The sequence below is a fragment of the Clostridium sp. genome (assembly GCF_050717635.1).
GTDB lineage: Bacteria > Bacillota > Clostridia > Clostridiales > Clostridiaceae > Clostridium_AD.
This window is the reverse complement of the sequence record NZ_JBOITO010000013.1, coordinates 355,281-376,419: the sequence shown is the minus strand read 5'-3', so window position 1 is coordinate 376,419 and position 21,139 is coordinate 355,281. Positions and strand designations below refer to the sequence as shown.

20 protein-coding genes are annotated in these 21,139 nt (G+C 30.6%); 4 read left to right on the top strand and 16 right to left on the bottom strand.

The features are described from left to right. Positions 1 to 77: 77 nt before the first annotated feature. The 9 genes from ACREWB_RS07725 to pknB all read right to left on the bottom strand — a co-directional run bounded on the left by ACREWB_RS07725 (position 78) and on the right by pknB (position 9,812). Positions 78 to 1,280, bottom strand: coding sequence for a DUF2705 family protein (locus tag ACREWB_RS07725; RefSeq protein WP_431546880.1), 1,203 nt, complete (start codon positions 1,278 to 1,280; stop codon positions 78 to 80). Next, positions 1,277 to 2,191, bottom strand: a complete 915-nt coding sequence (locus ACREWB_RS07720; protein ID WP_431546879.1) for an ABC transporter ATP-binding protein — start codon at positions 2,189 to 2,191, stop codon at positions 1,277 to 1,279. Before ACREWB_RS07720 ends, ACREWB_RS07725 begins: the two co-directional genes overlap by 4 nt. Before the next feature lie 205 nt (positions 2,192 to 2,396). Beyond that, entirely contained in the window at positions 2,397 to 3,653 is a 1,257-nt protein-coding gene (locus ACREWB_RS07715) for a DNA polymerase Y family protein (protein ID WP_431546878.1), read from the bottom strand. A gap of 193 nt (positions 3,654 to 3,846) precedes the next feature. Next, the gene (locus tag ACREWB_RS07710; protein ID WP_431546877.1) at positions 3,847 to 4,788 is read right to left on the bottom strand and encodes a TDT family transporter; all 942 of its coding nucleotides are present in this window, start codon (positions 4,786 to 4,788) and stop codon (positions 3,847 to 3,849) included. Between the two features lie 12 nt (positions 4,789 to 4,800). Continuing rightward, positions 4,801 to 5,265 carry a C-GCAxxG-C-C family (seleno)protein gene (locus ACREWB_RS07705; RefSeq protein ID WP_431546876.1) on the bottom strand — a complete coding sequence of 155 codons (465 nt, stop codon included), beginning with the start codon at positions 5,263 to 5,265 and terminating at the stop codon, positions 4,801 to 4,803. 187 nt (positions 5,266 to 5,452) lie between these two features. Then, on the bottom strand, positions 5,453 to 5,716 hold the full coding sequence (locus tag ACREWB_RS07700; RefSeq protein WP_431546875.1) for a hypothetical protein: 264 nt from the start codon (positions 5,714 to 5,716) through the stop codon (positions 5,453 to 5,455). Positions 5,717 to 5,821: 105 nt separating this feature from the next. Continuing rightward, a complete protein-coding gene (locus ACREWB_RS07695; protein ID WP_431546874.1) occupies positions 5,822 to 6,655 on the bottom strand; it encodes a deoxyribonuclease IV in 834 nt (277 codons plus the stop codon). A 156-nt stretch (positions 6,656 to 6,811) separates the two neighbouring features. Continuing rightward, the gene (locus tag ACREWB_RS07690; protein WP_431546873.1) at positions 6,812 to 8,062 is read right to left on the bottom strand and encodes a pyridoxal-phosphate dependent enzyme; all 1,251 of its coding nucleotides are present in this window, start codon (positions 8,060 to 8,062) and stop codon (positions 6,812 to 6,814) included. Between the two features lie 121 nt (positions 8,063 to 8,183). Continuing rightward, a complete protein-coding gene (gene pknB / locus ACREWB_RS07685) occupies positions 8,184 to 9,812 on the bottom strand; it encodes a Stk1 family PASTA domain-containing Ser/Thr kinase (protein WP_431546872.1) in 1,629 nt (542 codons plus the stop codon). Positions 9,813 to 10,468: 656 nt separating this feature from the next. Between pknB and ACREWB_RS07680 the strand changes: the two genes are divergently transcribed. Together ACREWB_RS07680 and ACREWB_RS07675 are read left to right on the top strand one after the other, a co-directional pair. After that, complete coding sequence (locus tag ACREWB_RS07680; RefSeq protein WP_431546871.1) at positions 10,469 to 11,638, top strand: iron-containing alcohol dehydrogenase; 1,170 nt, start codon at positions 10,469 to 10,471, stop codon at positions 11,636 to 11,638. 180 nt (positions 11,639 to 11,818) lie between these two features. Beyond that, positions 11,819 to 12,034: a ground-like protein gene (locus ACREWB_RS07675; protein WP_431546870.1), complete on the top strand. Its 216-nt coding sequence runs from the start codon at positions 11,819 to 11,821 to the stop codon at positions 12,032 to 12,034. A gap of 60 nt (positions 12,035 to 12,094) precedes the next feature. Here ACREWB_RS07675 and ACREWB_RS07670 read toward each other — a convergent pair whose 3' ends face one another. The 6 genes from ACREWB_RS07670 to ACREWB_RS07645 form a co-directional block, all read right to left on the bottom strand. Then, the gene (locus tag ACREWB_RS07670) at positions 12,095 to 13,711 is read right to left on the bottom strand and encodes an ABC-F family ATP-binding cassette domain-containing protein (protein WP_431546869.1); all 1,617 of its coding nucleotides are present in this window, start codon (positions 13,709 to 13,711) and stop codon (positions 12,095 to 12,097) included. Positions 13,712 to 13,828: 117 nt separating this feature from the next. Then, positions 13,829 to 15,001: a DEAD/DEAH box helicase gene (locus tag ACREWB_RS07665; protein ID WP_431546868.1), complete on the bottom strand. Its 1,173-nt coding sequence runs from the start codon at positions 14,999 to 15,001 to the stop codon at positions 13,829 to 13,831. A gap of 16 nt (positions 15,002 to 15,017) precedes the next feature. Beyond that, entirely contained in the window at positions 15,018 to 17,186 is a 2,169-nt protein-coding gene (gene recQ / locus ACREWB_RS07660) for a DNA helicase RecQ (RefSeq protein WP_431546867.1), read from the bottom strand. Between the two features lie 224 nt (positions 17,187 to 17,410). Continuing rightward, a complete protein-coding gene (locus tag ACREWB_RS07655; RefSeq protein WP_431546866.1) occupies positions 17,411 to 17,794 on the bottom strand; it encodes a response regulator in 384 nt (127 codons plus the stop codon). 37 nt (positions 17,795 to 17,831) lie between these two features. Further along, positions 17,832 to 18,590, bottom strand: a complete 759-nt coding sequence (locus ACREWB_RS07650) for a LytR/AlgR family response regulator transcription factor (protein ID WP_431546865.1) — start codon at positions 18,588 to 18,590, stop codon at positions 17,832 to 17,834. Positions 18,591 to 18,636: 46 nt separating this feature from the next. Beyond that, positions 18,637 to 19,233, bottom strand: a complete 597-nt coding sequence (locus ACREWB_RS07645; RefSeq protein ID WP_431546864.1) for a sensor histidine kinase — start codon at positions 19,231 to 19,233, stop codon at positions 18,637 to 18,639. Positions 19,234 to 19,483: 250 nt separating this feature from the next. On the opposite strand from ACREWB_RS07645, the gene ACREWB_RS07640 reads away from it, so the two are divergent. Together ACREWB_RS07640 and ACREWB_RS07635 are read left to right on the top strand one after the other, a co-directional pair. Continuing rightward, positions 19,484 to 19,975, top strand: coding sequence for a YajQ family cyclic di-GMP-binding protein (locus ACREWB_RS07640; RefSeq protein ID WP_431546863.1), 492 nt, complete (start codon positions 19,484 to 19,486; stop codon positions 19,973 to 19,975). 323 nt (positions 19,976 to 20,298) lie between these two features. Beyond that, positions 20,299 to 20,544 carry an AbrB/MazE/SpoVT family DNA-binding domain-containing protein gene (locus ACREWB_RS07635; protein WP_291643564.1) on the top strand — a complete coding sequence of 82 codons (246 nt, stop codon included), beginning with the start codon at positions 20,299 to 20,301 and terminating at the stop codon, positions 20,542 to 20,544. 49 nt (positions 20,545 to 20,593) lie between these two features. On the opposite strand, the gene ACREWB_RS07630 is transcribed toward ACREWB_RS07635, so the two are convergent. Then, the gene (locus tag ACREWB_RS07630; RefSeq protein ID WP_431546862.1) at positions 20,594 to 21,022 is read right to left on the bottom strand and encodes a hypothetical protein; all 429 of its coding nucleotides are present in this window, start codon (positions 21,020 to 21,022) and stop codon (positions 20,594 to 20,596) included. Positions 21,023 to 21,139: the final 117 nt, after the last annotated feature.

Genomic DNA, 21,139 nt, shown 5'->3' with positions numbered 1-21,139 from the left:
TTGAAAAATTCCTCTTTAATGCAATAATATTAATAAAAGGCAGTGCTCATATTTACGAGCCCTGCCTTACCTTGTTTCTAAATTAAAATATCTTTTTTTGTGAATACAATATGTGATATTAAATAACAAACTATAGAGGTAACTATTAAAGTGCTTATTCCAAATGACGTGGTTAAATGAGGGTTATTATAGCCCATTACAACATCACCAGTAAAAATTTGTCCTACGGTTCCATAGGAGGTAAATATATATTGTGCGAATTTTTTAAGTGCTGACATTTGTAATAATATAGTAACAGCAACTACAATGACTATGCTTACACTTACAGAAACCATACTGCTCTTTACTATAGAAGATAACATAAACCCAACTGACACACAAGTTATTATAAATAATGTCTGAAACAAGAACATTTTAAGCACAAATGACCCCGTAGAAATTATATAAGAAGAACCTGCCACTGCTACTAAGGGATGTCCTCCATAAACGCTCTGAGTTAAATCCAATTTATAAAGCGTTCCGGTTATCATTGGGTAATTTGGATTTCCAAAACCAAATATGAGCCCCATTATTAAAAATGCTAAAATCTCTACTGCGAGTATTAATATAATAGCTACTCCTGCCACCGCTATAAACTTAGAAGCTAATACTTTAGCCCTTGAGACCGGTTGAGTAAGCAGTATTTTCATAGTAGGTGGCGTAAATTCCCCTGAAACTATATCTCCAGTAAACACCATTACCCCCACAGCTATAAAAATAGTTCCTAGAATCATAAATAGTGTTTTAATAAAGCTAAATGCGTCAAATGTACTTCCATTTTCAGGTTTTATATTATTAGCATATAAATATTGAGCCTGTTGTAAATCTGTTTTCATTCTATCTTTGTCACTGGGCGCTAATCCCAAACTCTTATCATTTAAAGTTTTTTCAGTATTATCTATTTGCTCTTTTAAACTTATCTTCCAATCCACAGGTTTACCACTTAGCTCAAGTTTAACTCGTGATAATTCTTCTTCCATATTAGCAATCTCTTGTTTTCCATATTTCTTATCTTCCTCTGTTGTATTAGAATTTTCCAAATCTTGCTTCCTGTATTTTATAGAATCTTCTAAGTTTTGCTGTCTATATTCAGGACTATCCCATTGCTTTCTGTTTAAGTTTTCTTTGTAAGATCCATATCCTATAGCAACAGTTAATAGTACAAACGCTGCAAATATAATAAGCGTCTTTTTTCTCCTCATAAGTTTCTTTACTTCATTTGAAATAAGTATAAATATCATAATCTCATGCCCCCCTCAACAAGCTCCATGTACCTTTCCTCAAGCCCCTTATGTTTTATATATAATTCTATTACTCGAATCTTATTTTCTGCCAAGGAGAAAATCAATTCTGGAGTTGAATTTTCGTCAATTTCTACCACTAAGGAGTTTTCATCTCTATGAGATTCATGAACAAATGCTAATGTTTTTAATATTTCTTCACATTTTTCAATTTCCTTAGTAACAACTACTACGGTATCATTGTCTTGTTTTATATCTCCGCAAGTTATGCTTTCTATTGATTTTATTGTTCCCTTATTTATGAATGCAACTGTATCACAAAGCTGCTGAACCTCACTTAGCATGTGAGAAGATATAAATACTGCTGTTTTAAGTTCCTTAGCAGCCTTTCTAACTATATCCCTAAAATCCATTATGCCTGTTGGATCAAGACCATTTGTAGGTTCATCTAAAATAAGCAATTTAGGTTTTGAAATCAGTGCTGCTGCAAGACCTAATCTCTGCTTCATACCTAGCGAATACTTTTTAACCTTATCATCTATTCTATCTTTTAAATTAACAAGCTGAATTACTTCTTCTACATCTGCTTTAGAAATTCTTCTTATTGCTGCAATCTGCATTAAATTTTGCCTTCCAGTTAAATATGTATATAATTCCGGGTTTTCTACTACAGCTCCGATATTTTTTAATGCTTTTTCTCTATCGCTACCTATTTCATGTCCCATAACTGTTATAGTTCCACTATTTGCAGCTATTAGACCTACCATCATTCTAATAGTGGTTGTTTTACCTGCTCCATTTGGCCCCAAAAATCCGAATATCTCTCCTTCTTTTACAGAAAAACTTATTCCCTTAATAATTTCGCTTTTACCTAGATGTTTGTACACATCTTTCACTTCTAATACATTCACTATATTCACCCCTTAACTGTTTGTTATAAAACTTCAAGCAGGTTAATCTTATACTATATATTTCTTGATATCAACGAAATTTGTGATTTGTAATAGAATCTTAAGATTTGTAATAATTTTTTAATAATATCTTACTACAACCTCGGAGGTCCTAACATATTTCGATATTTTTCGAGTAGTGACAGTCACCCTAGCGAGAGTGACTTTAAAGCATAGAACTCATCAGCGGATAATCTTCCTCACCATCTGCCATTCCACCACACATACCATCTAATCCTGAATGAAGAAAGCAGGACCGAACTACAGCTTTTGGTCCATATTTTAATCTTATTTTATCAACAGTATCATTTATCCTTTTATCTTTCTCATAATCAAAATTATCTAATAAAGAACACTGATAAAACTCATTACTACAAAAATCTGTTATACGTATCCCCAAGTGCCTTATTGGATTACCCTTCCAAACATTATCAAATAGATAACAAGCTATTTCATGTATTTTACGAGTAGAATCAGTAGCTACTATTAATTTCTTCTGACGAGAATAGAATATCATGTCACTACCTCTGACACTTATGCTTACTACAGTGCAGCAACTGCGTGAATCTCTTAAACGCATAGATACTGTTTCACACAAGGATAGAAGTACTCTATGAGCCGTATCACTATCTTCAACATCAAAAGATATTGTTGTAGAATTTCCTATACCCTTCATTTCAATATAATTGCTCTTTCGGACTTCTGAACTTTCTATACCATTAGCATAATTCCAAATTAACTGACCATGGCTCTTAAATTTATTTTTTAAAATCTCTAAATTATAATTGGCAAGTTCTCCAATAGTATTGATATTTAAACTATGCAATTTGATCGCAGTTGATCTACCAACCATAAATAAATCTTCTACTGGTAGTGGCCACATTTTTTGTTTTATTTCATGAGGAAATAACGTATGTATCATATCTGGCTTCTTAAAATCTGAAGCTACTTTTGCCAGTAATTTATTGTTTGATATTCCAATATTCACTGTAAATCCAAGTTCATTCTTTATCCTGTCTTTTATAGTTTCAGCCAGTTTCATATAATCAGGATATAAATGTTCCATGTTAGAAAAATCTAAAAAGCTTTCGTCTATGCTAAATCTTTGAATTTGTGGAGTATACTCCTGAAATATTTGATTCATAGCTAGGCTACATTTTACGTAAAGCCAATACCTCGGTGGTACTACTACTATAGTTGGACATTTTGCTCTAGCATTATATAGTGTTTCTCCCGTATGAATATCAAATTTTTTAGCAGGTATTGATTTAGTTAATACGATACCATGCCTACTTTCCTCATCACCGCCTATTACAGACGGTACAGTTCTGAGGTCTAAGCTCTCACCCCTTTGAAGTCTATAAGCAGCTTCCCAGGATAAATATGCACTATTTGCATCTATGTGAAATATTAACCTACCCATATAACTCACCCTCCTCCCTACCACTAATATTCGAGTATTGGAACGTATGTTCCCATATTATCATTATATAACACTTTTTTGTTTTTTATAAGTGACTTTAAAAAATAATTTTTAAAGTCACTCCTATTATTAAAGTTAAACAAAAGACTGTAGTTAGATTTATAAATTAAATCTAACTACAGTCTTTTAACTTTTATGTTATATAGTTTTTCAAAATTTCATTCTGAGGAAAAATAAATTTAAAATATCTTATTAAAACATAAAGGACAACTAAAACAGCTAGTGCTTCTTGAAATTTAACAAAATATTTCAGTATATAAATTGCTTGTTCACTTTTAACTAGGTATCCATTAAGTTGCTTCATAGCAATTGCGCTTATCACCAATGGAAACGTAAAAGCAGAATAACTTGGGTAAAATTTAATTTTAAGCATCTTTGGCAAATATAAAATTACCCTTAGGAACATTAGAACGGATAAACCTCCTAAAAGTCCTACTATAAAAACACTTTTGACCTCAAAACATGCTAGATATCCAGATAAACACAAACTAGCTGGAGCTGCAAATATTGCAATAGTTGGTAGTGCGGGCTCTTGAATTGACTTAATAATTAATGTTCTATAAATAACTATAGGTAACAAACATAAATATGTTATAAATCCAAACCAGAAAGCACCTTTTCCAAGGCTAATTAAATTATAGGCAGGTGCAGTTATGCTTGCTACCACAATACCAACGTAAACTACAAAATAGCTTGGAAAAACTTTTTTAATATCAAATTTAAAAATGAATTTTACTGTGAAGTTAATTATTAATACACAATGCAGTAATAAACCAATAACCCAAATCCCAAATGATATTGAATGAGCATAAGGGTTTATATAAGTCGCTAAAATCATTAACCCCATAGTAAAAGTAGGAACTACGCTGGCAATAACTGGGTTTTTAAATGATTCTACTACACTCTTTGTATCAAACGTCACTTTTAATATAAGGAGTAATAATATTAATACAGACATAATTCCAAATATTCTCCTGTATATATCACCATAAGATAATAGCAAATTACCACATGCTGCCAAGGCTAACATTAACCCTCCAATTGGTACGGGGATTTTTTTAATCAAGTTTTTCATTCTTTTCACCCTTTACTCATCAATATTAATAAGACCTAATTCTCGAGTTATAATTTGTGCAGCTTTTTCTGCTATCTCTCCAGTAAAGGAAATGCATTGTGCTTTATGTTCTCCAGAAGCCATATCCATTCCATGAGTGAGTATTTTACAACATAATACCTTGTGGTTATTTTTAAAACTTTCTTGCAATTCATTAGCCAGCTTAAGCGTATTTTGCACTTTAGTATCTCCACCTGTTGTTCTACCAAAGAAATAACCCAAGCACATTACTCCACCCGATACAGCACCACAAACACATTTTGATTTACCTATTCCAATGGGAAATCCTGAAGCCATTGCAATCATCTCATCTGGCATAGGAATTTCAAAATTATTTTTTATTGAGCTAACAATAGCTTCCGAACAAAAATAATCACCTTTTCTAAATGATTCCTCTGCGTCTCTTCTGATTTTTTTAATACTAATTTCGTTTTTCATATTTTATTATACCCCTTTTAAATAAATTATCTATAAACAATTGTATATGCAAGTTTGAAGCAAGTCCAATAGCTAATTTAAATACATCCGCACTTATTTATTTCAAAATCCAATACTAATTCATTTAAAAAATTATTCTAAAAAGAAAAAAGCTTATCCATTAGATTAATGAAATAAGCTTTAACTACTAAATTTTGTACAACATCCACTTACAGGTATTAAGTTCATATTTAATTTCAAACCGTCTCATAACATCATCGATTAAACTTTGACACTTATAGACGAACATAATATTACCTGCAAGTTTCTCCGTGTCTTTAACTAGAACCTTGTCTATTTTTATAACTTGCATAGGTTCGTCATCTATTTGCATTCTAAATCTAATCGGCCTTATAGAACCCTTCTCATCTGTGTAAGATACCACCTCAATTGGTCTTGCTACAATTTTCATTACAAACCATGCCCCCTATTTTTATGTCCCATGATAAGAACACATGTTCGTAATTATTATATACTATTTTCCTACCTTTTAGTAGTGATTTTGAAAATATTTTTATTATTCCACATATGCTTCCCTTAACATCTTAATTTCTGCAGCATGACCTGGTAATTCATTGGGGGTTTCTAAATAGAATGGCAAGTGACGTAACTTAGGATGATTAATAATTTTAAAGATAGTTTCTTTTCCAATAGAACCCTCACCGATTATTTCATGGCGGTCTTTATGACTTTCAAATGGATTTTTGCTATCATTTAAGTGAATTGCATATAGCTTATCAAGACCAATTATTCTATCAAATTTATTTATAACTCCATCTAAATCATTAACAATATCATAGCCAGCATCATAAATGTGACAAGTATCTAAGCATACACCCATTTTCTCTGAAAGGATAACTCCATCTAGAATCTGTTTTAACTCCTCAAAACTACGGCCTATTTCTGTTCCTTTACCAGCCATTGTTTCAAGTAGCACTGTGGTAGTTTGTTCTGGTTTTAGTACAGCGTTAAGCATATTTATAATATATTCTATACCTATCTCTGCTCCTTGTTTTACATGGCTACCTGGGTGAAAATTATAATAATTATTCGGAAAATATTCCATTCTCTCTAAATCATCAGCTATAACTTCAATTGTAAATTCTCTTGTACGCTGATCTTTCGAACAAGCATTTAAAGTATATGGAGCATGAGCAAGTATTTTAGCAAAGTTGTTTTCTTTTAATAGTTCTAATAAATTTTCTACATCCCTCGGATCAATATCCTTCGCTTTACTACCTCTAGGATTACGAGTGAAAAATTGAAATGTATTTGCTCCTATTGTAAGAGCATCCAGTCCCATTGCTTTATACCCTTTTGATACAGATAAATGACAACCTATATTTAACATAATTATTTCTCCCTCAATATACTGTATTTTTGTATTACTATTTTTTTATTATTAGAATAAACTCTTTAAAAAACACCTTAATTAAATAAAATTATCTATAATAATTTAAAAGAGTTTTGATAAAATTTAAATTTTATCAAAACTCTTTATATTTACCTAATCATTTTTTGTTAAATGAATCATTCTAGAATAATGATCTTTGAATCCCATTTTTTCATATAATTTAATCGCCCCATAATTGTTTCGTTCTACATGAAGAGATATATTTCCTTCAGATAACTCTACCGCTTCATTTAATATCATAGTTGCTATTCCACTACCTTCTATATGATCTACCGTAGCGATATATGCTAAATGATATTTTGACGCAAAATGTTCAAATCCAAAATTAACAACGATTCCTATACCACATATTTCACCATCATAAACAGCTGTAATAATAAATCCTTTTTCTACTGCGTTATGATAAGCTTCTTCAATTTCACAAATTGGATCTGTAAATTCATTAAGCCAATCATGTACTAAAGTTATAATCTCATCATTATCTAAACATTCCTCTTTTGTAGCTCTTCTTACATCTATATCTATTTTACCATCATTTAATAATATAACGTGATTACCTTTAGGTAATTTTTTTTCTTCAACTTGTTTCATGAATCCTGCAATAGAATATCCATTTGCAACAGTAAGCTTAATATTTTCAATTTCTTCAAATTCAGAAACATAATGTTTCACTTCGTCTTCTGTTAACTCTATTACTTTCCCAACAGTATCATTAACAGAGTTATCTGTATCTTTTGAACAACTGTTTAGAATTGGTAATTTTTTAATTTCATTGCCAACCCATAATTTTCTAAATCCTAAATCAAGTCCTTCTAGAGAATACCCGTATCTTGATTGTAAAAATACAGTGTCAACTTCGCCCTTTATTTTGGCATATAATTCGTCTGCAATTTTTGAAAATGCTATACTACTTATCATTGAATTATTCATTCCTGGATTAGCATTGTACCATGCATTTTTTTTGCATATTTCAGTAACATGTTCAACACGTTCTTCTGATGTTCCAGCATATTCAACAAACTCAATATTAGGTTTATTAAATAGTTCAACATCCTTATAATCATTCTTATCCATAACTACAAAAACACAATTCATATCATAAAATTGAGATAAATGTGCAAGAGACTTTGCAAAATTCGCACCAACACTCAAGCAAATTGTATTTTTATTAACCCTTAATGCATCCTTTATCAGTATATATGTTAACCTATCAATACGATAGCCTGAAGGATTATTACCTTCTAATTTTAAGTAAATATTCTTTACACCTAATTTTTCTTCTAAATTTCTAGCCCTCACTAAAGGCGTTCTTCCTACTCTTTTTTCAATTAGTGCATTATTCATAAAGCACCTCCTATTATATATTATTTTAGCATTTTATGAGATATTTGTCAAGTTTAAGGTAAAAATTTCAAAATATCAAAGTATTTTTTTAAGTTTAACACAAACTATTTCTTAAGCCTTTTTAGTTCTCATAATAAGAAACATTTATTTTTGTTCCTACATCTACAAGTGTATCAGGCTGGCTATCTTGTTTGAATATTATCTCATCCTCATCTTTAGAATGTTTATCCTTATCTTTTTTCTTTACCTTTACAGCTGTTTGCTCGCCAAGTTCTAACTTAAGGTCCTCTAGAATATTTTTGGCATCATCTAAGGATTTCTCCTTTAAATCCGGCACAGCAACCTGAACAACTTTTTTTCCTTGGCTCATAACTAAATCAATTTTGCCACCTTCTTCATAAGATGTATTTACATTAGGCGTTTGACTTATAACTAAACCCTTAGCTACACTTTCACTATAGTCGTATAAAATATCGCCAAGCAAAAATCCATTATTAACTATAGTCTGCTTTGCAATTTTCTCCGTATTTCCAATAGTCGAAGGCACAAATTTCTTTTCAATTTCAGGAACTTTTTCACTTACTTCTGGTGTTTTTTCGCTTACTTCCGGTGTCTTTTCGATTTCTTTTGGAATAGTTTCTTTTGCAGTAGTAGTTTGATCATCATTAGACTTCCCTTTATTAATACCTTTCCCTAAAACTCCTATAATCATAACTAAAAGAATTGTTGCAATAATTATCATAATTTTTTTATTCTTACTAGGCGATTTTCTTTGTGATAATATTTTTTTATCTTCTTCGCCTATTGGCTTTTCATAATTTGTTTGCTGGTTCATAACCGTTGTGAAATCATTTCCTATATCACTTGCTACTACTGCGCTCATAATCTTTGTAGCATCACTTTTACGATTGTCTGACTCTAATTTAAAATATGGATTTTTCTTGATTGCACTTAAAATTTTTGCCATTTTCTTAGCTTCTTGATATCTATTCATAGGTTCTTTTTCTATTGCCTTTAATATTACCCCATTTATATTTTCAGGTATATCCGCATTTATTTCTATAGGTGGAATAACAGGTTCCTGAATATGCATCATAGCTATTGTTATAGAGCTCTCTGCATCATAAGGCACTTTTCCTGTAATCATTTCATACATAAGAATTCCTAGTGAATATATGTCTGTTCTACCATCCACAAAGTTTCCTTTTGCTTGTTCTGGTGAGAAGTAATGTGCAGTTCCAATAATTTTATTTGAATTGGTTACAGTTCTTGAATCTGCCACTTTCGCAATTCCAAAATCCGCTACCTTAACTATATTATCCTCTGTAATTAAAATATTATCCGGTTTTATATCCCGATGAATTATATTATTTTTATGTGCACAATCTAGCGCCCTGGATATTTGTAGTGCTATCTCTACAGTTCTTTGGGAACTAATTCTACCATCTGCCTTTATTATTTGTTTTAATGTTTTTCCATCAATATATTCCATAACTATAAAATTAACATCATTCTCTTCACCAACATCGTGAACGTTAACTATGTTTGGATGTGATAATCTTGCAGCTGAAGTAGCTTCCCTTTTAAACCTTGCAACAAATTCTTCATCCTTGCACAATTCCGCTTTTAATATCTTTACAGCTACAATCCTATTTAATAAATGGCACTTTGCTTTATAGACAATTCCCATTCCGCCTTCGCCAATTTTTTCTAACAACTCATATCTATTCAAAAGTAATTTTCCTATCATAATTTACCTCCCATGAAAAACAGCAACCTATACATTATAACATATCATAGCAAAATAAAGCCGAAACACTTTAGTCTCAGCTTTATTTAAATATATCTGCAAAATAAAAACACAAAAAAAATAGAAGCTAATTCCCATTAATTAATCTTCACGGAATTAGCTTCTATCCTTTATTAAATTTTCTTTCAATAAAACTCTCCTTACCAATTTCTACCTATGAATTGAGTTTTTTGTTTATACTTTTTCTAAAATCTTGATGCTTAGGTTAAAAACCTACTTTAGTTTTTCTTCGATGTAACCACCACACTTTCGTATACATTAGGAAATTTATTTATATTTTTGATTTTGCGGCCACACCCCTTCTTTTTAAAGATTATTTCCTTACACTCTGAATTGAAAAATTTCTTTTTCTTCTTCTTTTCTTTGTGTGTCTTTATTATACTAACTTCCGAGTTGCTTGTCAATAGGTATTATTAAATAATATAATAAATAATTATTGTATTATTCTAACAATTCACTTAAGTTCGCACCATCTTTCATAAAGATGATTAGATATAACCCATATAAGCTTGTGTATACTTGCTTTTCATAATACCTAGGTTATGTTATAATAAGTATTATATAACAATTAAAATCATTAGGAGGAACAAAATATTATGGATAATTTTACTTTTCAAAATCCCACTAAAATCATATTTGGGAAAGACGCTGAAAATAAAGTAGGAATGGAAATCAAAAAATATAGTAATAAGGTACTTCTTCATTATGGTGGCGGTAGCATAAAAACTACTGGACTTTATGATAGAGTTGTAGCTTCCCTAAAAAAAGCTGGTGTCTCCTATGTAGAACTTGCTGGAGTTAAACCGAATCCAAGATTAAGTCTTGTGGAGGAAGGTATAAAACTATGCCGTGACAATGAAATTGACTTCATATTAGCAATTGGTGGCGGAAGTGTTATTGATTCCTCAAAAGCTATTTCCATAGGTGTACCTTACAGTGGAGATGTTTGGGATTTCTATTTAGGCAAAGCACGTATAAAAAAGGCTTTACCAATTGGAACTATTCTAACTATACCAGCTGCTGGAAGTGAATCAAGTACAGGTAGTGTTATAACAAATGAAGATGGTCTCTATAAACGTGCTATTAATTCTAATTTGGTATATCCTAAATTTTCAATACTAAATCCAGAGCTTGCCTTTACCTTACCAAAATACCAAATGGCATGTGGTTCTGCCGATATACTTGCTCATTTAATGGAAAGATACTTTACTAATTCAGAGAACGTTGAGCTTACTGACAGATTGATTGAAGCTACAATGAAGACTGTTATAAATAACGTTACTACTGTTTTAGATGAGGCTGATAACTACGATGCTTGGGCTGAAATTATGTGGTCAGGAACTATTGCACACAACAATTTGCTTAACACTGGAAGAGTAGGCGATTGGGGTTCACATGGTATTGAACATGAACTAAGTGGTATATATGATGTTGCACACGGAGCTGGTCTTGCAGTTATATTCCCTGCTTGGATGCAATATGTTTACACCCAGGATATTAATAGATTTGCTCAGTTTGCTGTTAGAGTTTGGAATGTAGAAAATTCTTTCTGGTCACCAGAACAAACGGCTCTTGAGGGAATTAGACGTGTTGAAACCTTCTTTAAATCACTAGGTCTTCCAACTAGTCTAAAAGAACTAGGGATTACTGATGACAGATTAGAGGAAATGGCTTCAAAGGCTACGAAAGACGATACATCAACGGTAGGTAACTTTATAAAATTGACTAAAAAAGATGTATACAATATTTTAAGACTTGCACAATAAAATTCACATTTAGTAAAATACAGAATATATTATAGTATCAGATACAACCTTTATAAATAACCCTAGTACTTAAGTAAAAGTTTGATTTTAGAACTTTTGCTTAGACACATTCAAATAAATAGACTAGCATACAGATCTTTCATTTATTTGAGCATTGCTTTTTAAAAGGGGGTAATTTATATGAGTCATAGACATAGAAACGATTGTTGTTGTAATAGTTGTTGTAGCAGACCTGTTTCCAACTGTGGAAACAACTGTGGTAATAGCTTTGGAAGCGGCTTTGGCGGAGGTTGTGGCAGTGGTTCTGGTATCTGGTTAATTCTTTTACTTTTAGGAATTGGCGGCGGCGGCAACTGCGGTGGCGGTTGTGGACGTGGCGGTTTCGGTTTGTTTTAACTTCTAACTAAAAAAAGAAGCACTGCTAATAGAATTATTATTAGCAGTGCTTCTCTTTTATTATTTATACATAGTTTCTAATTGTTTTTGAATTTCATCATTTTCTATGAATTCATCATAAGACATTTGTTTGTCTATTATTCCCTTAGGTGTAATTTCTATAATTCTATTTGCAACTGTATCAACTAATTGATGATCGTGTGATGCAAACAAAATTGTTCCAGTATAACTATCGAGTCCATTGTTTAATGCCGTAATGGACTCTAAGTCTAAATGATTAGTTGGCTCATCTAAAATTAATACGTTAGCATTACTAAGCATCATTCTAGAAAGCATACATCTAACTTTTTCTCCACCAGAAAGCACGCTAGATTGTTTAAGAGCTTCTTCTCCTGAGAAAAGCATTCTACCTAAAAAGCCTCTAATAAAGCTTTCTGCCTTTTCCTCTGAAAATTGACGAAGCCAATCAACTAAGCTACAATCTACATTATTAAAATATTCTGTGTTGTCTTTTGGCAAATAAGATTGAGTTGTAGTTACTCCCCATTTAAACTCACCAGAATCTTGCTCCATCTCACCCATTAATATCTTAAATAGGGTAGTTTTTGCTATTTCATCTATGCCAGTAAATGCAATCTTATCTCCCTTGTTAACTATAAAAGTTATATTATCAAGAATGTTAACTCCATCCACAGTTTTACACAAGTTTTCAACTATTAATAAATCATTTCCAGCTTCTCTTTCTGGCTTAAAACCAAGAAAAGGATATTTACGAGAAGAGGGTTTTATATCATCTAAAGTTAATTTATCTAATTGCTTTTTACGAGAAGTAGCTTGTTTTGCTTTAGAAGCATTAGAACTAAATCTAGCAATAAAGTTTTGTAAATCAGCAATTTTTTCTTCTTTTTTCTTATTTTGATCTTTGGACATCTGAAGAGCTAATTGACTAGATTCATACCAAAAATCATAGTTTCCAACAAATAGTTGAATTTTACTAAAGTCTATATCTGCAATATGAGTACATATTTTATTTAAAAAATGTCTATCATGAGAAACAACTATGACAGTACTGTCAAAGTTCATAAGGAAATTTTCAAGCCAATTTTTAGATTTAATATCTAAACCGTTTGTAGGCTCATCCAGAAGTAAAATATCTGGCTTTCCAAAAAGTGTTTGAGCTAAAAGTACCTTTACTTTTTCTGCCCCTGTTAGTTCTTTCATTTTTTTGCTTTGGAGTTCATCATGTATACCTAGTCCCATTAGAAGTGTTGAAGCTTGGGATTCAGCTTCCCATCCATTAAGTTCTGCAAATTCGCCTTCTAGTACTGATGCTTTAATTCCATCTTCATCAGTAAAATCTGGTTTTGCATATAATTCATTTTTTTGTCTCATTATTTCATAAAGTCTTACATGTCCCATCATTACTGTTTCAATAACTTCATATTCATCAAATTCAAAATGGTCCTGTTTAAGTACTGCAAGTCTTTCCCCAGAAGTAATAAAAACTTCACCTGTATTAGATTCAATTTCTCCTGATAATATTTTAAGGAACGTTGATTTACCAGCGCCATTAGCACCAATTAATCCGTAACAATTACCGGGAATAAATTTTATATTAACATTATCAAATAATTTACGTGCACCATATCTTAAACTTATATTATTTGTACTAATCATATCTTTATAACTACCTCCGTATATTTAAGTAATTTCATTGTAGTCAAAACTACTCAACCATTATATCACAAGGAGGGACAGTAGGCTAATGTAATTTTTTTCTTATTTGTTTTCATATTACTTTTTAAATCTTGATGTTTTTCCATGAGTCCTAGGTTCTATAATTTTTCCCATATATATATCTTTTTCAAGAATTTCTATATTAAAATCTCTTTCATAGTTTTTAATAAGTTCAAGCTCTCTTTCTTCTGCTATGGATATGGCTACACCTGTTTTGCCCATTCTTGCTGTTCTTCCTACTCTATGTAAATAGTCCTTTGAATTCTCTGGTATATCAAGGTTAAATATATGTGATACTCCATCTATTTGAAGTCCTCTAGCTGCTAAATCAGATGCCACTAAAAGTTGGATTTTGCCTGAATTAAAATCCTCGAGAGCTTTCTTTCTATTCTCTTTTTCAGAGCTTCCATGAATTCCTTCTACTTTTAATCCATGATAGTTAAGCTTTGAAGTTGTAATTTCCACCTCATCACTTTTGTTTATAAATATTATTGCTTTTTCGGGACTTACAGCACTTATAAGTTTTCTCAAAAGGATCATTTTATCTCTCCTCTCAACAAGGAAATACATATGATCTATATTAGGATTTACATGACTTTTGTCGCCTACCTTAATTACCTCAGGTTCATTCATTAGTGTTTTAGCAATTTCTATGGCTTTAAGTGATACCGTAGCTGAAAATAACATAATCTGTCTATCTCTAAGAGTAGTTTTTATTACTGCCTTTACTCCATCAATATTATTTTCATCTATCATTCTATCGCCTTCATCTATTACTATTGTCTTAACAAAGTGTGATTTCAGCTTTTTCATAGCTATAAGTTCTAAAATTCTTCCTGCAGACCCAACTACTATGTGTGGTTTGCCCTTAATTGCCTCTAGCTGCCTCTTAATGTTAACATTACCAATTATACAAGTAGATTTTACAAGGCCTCCTGTATTCAGTGATAAGAGCTCTATCTGATTATGTATCTGAACTGCAAGTTCATGAGTGGGTGCAAGTATAATTGCTCCTATATCCTTTGACGATGTGTCTATTTTTTGAAATATAGGTAATAAGTAAGCTAGAGTTTTACCTGTACCTGTTTCTGATTCTCCTATGATGTCTTTGTTCTCTAGTGCCACTTTAATAGCCTTTACTTGAATTTCAGTAGGGCTTTCTATTCCTTGTTTTTTTAGACCTTCTATAAGGTTTTCCTGTAAACCTAGTTCATTAAATGTTTTATCCATGTTTTCTCCTCTTTTTCTAAGAAATTTTATTGTTAGAATATTTGAATATAGCTGCTTTTATAGCTAAATAATCTATTTCCTTTGGTAAGGCTTCTTTGATAGGTTTTAACTTTGAAGCTCCAATTTTTTTTATAACTTCAATAATAAGTGCTTCATGATGTTTGGGAATAAAGTCATCTAAATTGACATCAAAACCCTCATAAGCACATTTTAATATATGATCTTGTACTGTGAGACTTTTTAACTTTCTATGGCACACTATATCATCTATGCTTTTTCCATCTTTATACATATTATAAGTAATTACATAGCTCGGTATCTTTTCATCATTTTCCAGTTCTACTGCGCATTCCACGCTGTCATTATTATCAGCTTCTTCATTATATAATATTTCTGGCTCAAGTTCTATATTATTTTCTGACATATACTTTTTAATAACCTGAATGAATTCTTCTCCATACTTTTTAAGTTTAGATTCTCCTACCCCTTTTATATTAAGCATTGCATTCTTATCTACTGGGAGATATTCACTCATCTCTCTTAGGGCACTATCAGCAAAAACAATATATGGCGGAACCTTTTCCCTCTCAGAAATTTCTTTTCGGACACCACGAAGTATTCCAAAGAGCCCTGTATCCACAACTGCTTTAGCTTTCTTTTTCTCAATCTTCTGATATACCTTTTCTTTACTTTTTAGAACAAGTATTGCTTTCTCTTTTAAATGAACCACTGGAAACTTACCACCCTCTAGCATAAGATAGTCTTCTGCAGTAAGAACATTTATAAGATCTTTTATCTCTTTAACAGTATATTGCTTTATTATTCCATAGGTTGATAATTCGTCGAAACCCAGTTCCAAAACTTTTTTATTTTTAGATCCGCGTAAAACCTCTGCAATTAAGGTAGTACCATACCTTTCCTTCATCCTAAGGATGCAAGAAAATATTTTTTGAGCCTCAATAGTTATATCTGCAAGTTCACTGTCGTCATTACAGGTGCTGCAATTATCACATTTATCTTGAACATCTTCTTCACCAAAGTACTCCAAAATAAACTTTCGAAGGCATCTAGAGGTATGTGAATAATCTACCATAGCTTGAAGTTTTTTATATTCATTTATCTTTCGCGCAGCGGACACAACGCCTTGTTCCATAAGAAATTTTTGAAGTAAAACATCTGCTGCTGAATATAGCAAAATACATTCACTAGGTTCTCCATCCCTACCTGCACGTCCTGCCTCTTGGTAATATGCTTCCATACTCTTTGGTAAATTATAATGAATTACATATCGGACATTTGATTTGTCTATTCCCATTCCAAAAGCATTTGTAGCAATAATAATATCTATATCATCGAACAAAAATTTTTCTTGGTTTTGTTTTCGAACCTTATCTCCTAGCCCTGCATGATATTTCCCAACATTATATCCTTTTTTATTCAAAAGTTCATAAAGATTATCCGTTTCCTTTCTTGTAGAAGTATAAATTATTCCTACTTTGTCCTTGTTATTTTCAATATATTTCAAAACAAAATCTCTTTTGTTTTCTCCACGAATAACAGTAAAACTCAAATTTTCTCTATTAAAACCAGTTACATAAACATCTGGTTCTCTTAGTTCCAATAACTTTATAACGTCGCGCCTTACCTCATCTGTTGCAGTTGCAGTAAAGGCCGATATAATTGGTCTTATAGATAATTTTTTTATCAAACTAGAGATTGCTGAATAACTAGGTCTAAAATCATGACCCCATTGAGATACACAATGAGCTTCGTCAACAGCCAAAAGAGATATAGTTAATCTATTTAACATGTTACAGAAAAATTCTGATTCTAGTCTTTCAGGGGCAACATAAAGAAGCTTAAACTCTCCTTTTGAAGTTTTATCAATTCTTTCATTAACTTCATTAACACTTAGTGAGCTATTTATATATGTTGCCGATATACCTACACTATTTAAGGTATCCACTTGATCCTTCATAAGAGATATAAGTGGTGATATTACAAGAGTTACCCCCTTAAGCATTAGTGCGGGAATCTGATAACACACGGATTTCCCTGCTCCTGTAGGCATTACAGCAAAAGTATCACGTCCACTTATAATACTCTCGATTACATCTTCTTGCCCTTTTCTAAAACTATCATACCCATAATATTTTCTTAATTTTTCTTGTGCTTCATGCAACATATATTTCTTCCTCTCATCTATAATAATCACTTATAATAGTATAACATTATTTTAAAAAGTTTGTTCACAATACTTTAGACAAACGATATACTCTTATTTATCTTCGTCAACTTTATGATGTTTAAAACATACTACTAAATTTTTATTATAGAATAAAAAATAGATTTACTATTTTATTTTATAATAACCCATAAAATAAAATAGTAAATCTATAAAAGACTAATTTAATGAATTATTAATCCTAGCACTCTTTCAGCTATTGTTATTACCTCATTAAAATAAAATGGCTTAGTCATGTATCTATCACATAAAACATCAAACCCTTTATTTTTATCTTCTTCTTGTCCCTTAGCTGTTAAAAGTACTATATAAATTTCCAACAGTTTTAGTTCCTTTTTCACTGTATTACATACCTCATATCCATTTACTTCTGGCATCATAATATCTAAAAACACCAAGTCTGGCCTCTCACTTATAATGATCCCAAGTGCCTGTTTGCCATCTTCCGCCAGAAATATTTTTACACCTCTTTCTTTAAAATCTTCAAGGATCTCTTCTAATAATAATCTATTGTTAATTTCATCATCTACTATTAATATTTTTTTCATTTGCGTCTCACTACCTTTTTTCTAAGAATTCTTAAACTTACATGTTAATTATTTTTTTAAAGTCCTTAACATAGTGTCTACTCACCGGCACTTCTTCTTTCCAGCCTTCTATTTTCAGTACAAAAGTACTATTAAACCAAGGAATTATTTTATAAATTTTATCTAAATTAACTAAATAACTTTTATGACTCCTAAAAAAATTATGTTCCTCCAGTTTATCCCCTAATTGATTTAATGTATATTGCGTTGTAAACCTTTTATCCTTAGTTAAAACGAACACCTCTTTATTTAGCACAGTACAATACAGTATATCCTGAGGACTCACAAGAAAAATACATTCATCTTTCCATAGTGGCAACTTCACTATACCTTTAATCCTCACTTGTTCTGAACTTATATTGCTATAACTATAAGAAGGTATACTTTTATTACAACTATATCTTTCATGTATTTTATCCATGGTAATCTGGAGCCTTTTCTCTGAAAATGGTTTTAAGACATAATCAATAGCCTTTATTTCAAAAGCCTTTATAGCATATTTGTCAAATACTGTTGCGAATACAATACTCACTGGAAACTCCATCTTACATATTTCTTCGGCTAATGTAAACCCGTCAATATCTGGCATTTTTATATCTAAAAACACAATTTCAGGTTTTGTTTTTTTTATGAATTCCAAAGCCGTTAAAGGATTTAAGTATTTACCTATTATTTCTATTTCACTATTTTTACTCAAAATAAAACTTAGTTCGTCTAAAGATAATTGTTCATCATCCACCAAAACTACTCTTAGCATATATATCCCACCCATATTTAAATTTCATCATAGTAATAAGTAAAAACTAAACACATTTTATGTTCTCCATTGGTATATATATAGTTATGTGTGTTCCAATGTTTAATTTACTAATTACTTCTAATTTAGCTTTATATAATTCACTATACTTACAAGTAGAAGTTGCAATGGACCCACAATTTTCATCATGGAGTGTCTCCATTATTTGTTTTTCCTCCATGCCAACACCATCATCATTAATTTCTATTACTATTCCTTCTTTATCTTTTTTAACAATAAAAGTTAAATTACCACCTTGATTTTTTTTCAAAATTCCATGATTAATTGCATTGTCTATTAAATTATACAACGAGTCTTTCGGAATTAAAAAATTTACATCTTCTTGAATAAAACATTTATAATTTAGCCGCTGGCCAAATCTAACCTTTTGAATGTACAAATAGGATTTTATATACTCTATTTCCTCATATAAAAAAACAATTTCCTCCATTGCATTAAAATTAAATCTTAAATAACTAGTGAGTTCTAGAACAACCTTCCTAGCCTCTTCAGGATCTTGCCTACAAAGTGCTAATATACCATTTAAAGTATTAAACAAAAAATGTTGATTAATATATAAATTATTTTCCTTATGTATCCCCACAATTTTTTCTCCTTCTAACTATTTATGCTACGCTTATTAGACAGAAACGTTACATTTAAATATTATAATATGTCTAATACTATATCGTTGTACTGTCTCTATACCTTTAGTAAAAAATAATGTCTTATATGTAAACTATTTAAATTAATAATCTTTGCCATTAATCACTGGACATTTTGAGCTTATTAATTTACTATTAATTAAGAGGATTCTATTAATTACAGTCTAAAATATTGAGGAGGTTATAATTATGGCAACTGCACATTCGTTTGACATAGTATCAGATGTAGATATGCAAGAAGTAGATAATGCAATAAATCAAGCATTAAAAGAAATCAAACAAAGATATGACTTTAAAAACACTATTACTGAAATTACCTTAGGTAAAGATGAAATTAAAATAGTATCTGATGATAATTTTAAATTGAAAGCAGTTATAGAAGTTCTTATCGGTAGACTTATAAAAAGAGGTATATCTGGAAAAGCATTAGATTTAGATAAACAGGCTCCTGAAACACTAGGTTCTGCTAGACAAACCGCTAAAATTGTAAAAGGTATTTCTACAGAAAAAGCAAAAAAAATCATTGCAGAAATTAAATCAAGTAAAATTAAGGTTCAAGCTCAAATTATGGATAATCAGCTAAGGATTACTGGTAAGGACCTTGATGATTTGCAACAAGTAATGGCCCTTGTAAAATCAAAAGATTTTGATATTGCACTACAATTCACTAATTATAGATAAGTTACATATAAAAGGTTGGTATATTTCAATATGAAATATACTAACCTTTTTATATTGAATTATGTGATATAATCAGTATAATTTTACACTAATTAGAATTTATTAAATTTATTGTATTTTTTCTAAAAATTGGGTATACTATATAAGGTATTACAAAACTGTTTAAAATGACAGTCAATTATAAATATTTAGCATAATACGTAAATGTTTGTTAAATTTTATTTTTTTAATTAAATATTTTGATAAACCTATTGACGTTTTATGTTATATTTGCTACAATTTAATTATAAATAAGTCGAAAGATGTTTGAGGAGGAATTTATTATGAAATCAACCGGTATTGTTAGAAAAGTGGATGAACTTGGAAGAATTGTTATTCCTATAGAATTAAGAAGAACTTTGGATATAGATATCAAAGATGCTTTAGAAATCTATGTGGATGGCGATCAAATAATTCTTAAGAAATATGAGCCAGCTTGTATTTTCTGTCAAAACGCAAGAGATGTTGTAAACTACAAAGGTAAAAACATTTGTAAAGAATGTCTTGCTGAATTAGGTTCAGGCAAATAATTTATAAAACATAAAAAAAAAAGAGATATCCTATGGATACCTCTTTTTTTTATGTTTTTAATCTAAATTCGCTACCACACTTTGAACAAGTAACAATAATTTTACCCTTAGATCTTGGTACTCTTAATTTCTGTGAACATTTAGGACAGTTAGTTATTATATATTTTCTTTTTTCTCTTAATTTATCCATAGGGTTATACTTTTTGATTTTATTATTATTTTGTTTCAAATACTGTTCCATAACTTTTTTTAGATCTTTAACTTTATGATTAAAATTTTTTTTTATACTTTTGAAAATATATTTTCCCTTATTTACCTTATACATATTTATAGACTTACTTCGCCAAATTGAATAGACAATAAGTGCTGCACCTAAAATCCATAAATACCCGGTTAAAAACAAAAATATACCTCCTATTAAGGTTATTTTTAAAAAACTATCCAAGTCATAAAATTCTCTAGCAAATTTAACAGACATTTATATTATTCCCCCTATTATTCTAGGAAAGATACTATTTTTTTCTATCTCTCTTATTAGTCTTATATCTATTTTATCACTATAAGTCACAAATTATTATTAACTTTCTGTAAAAGT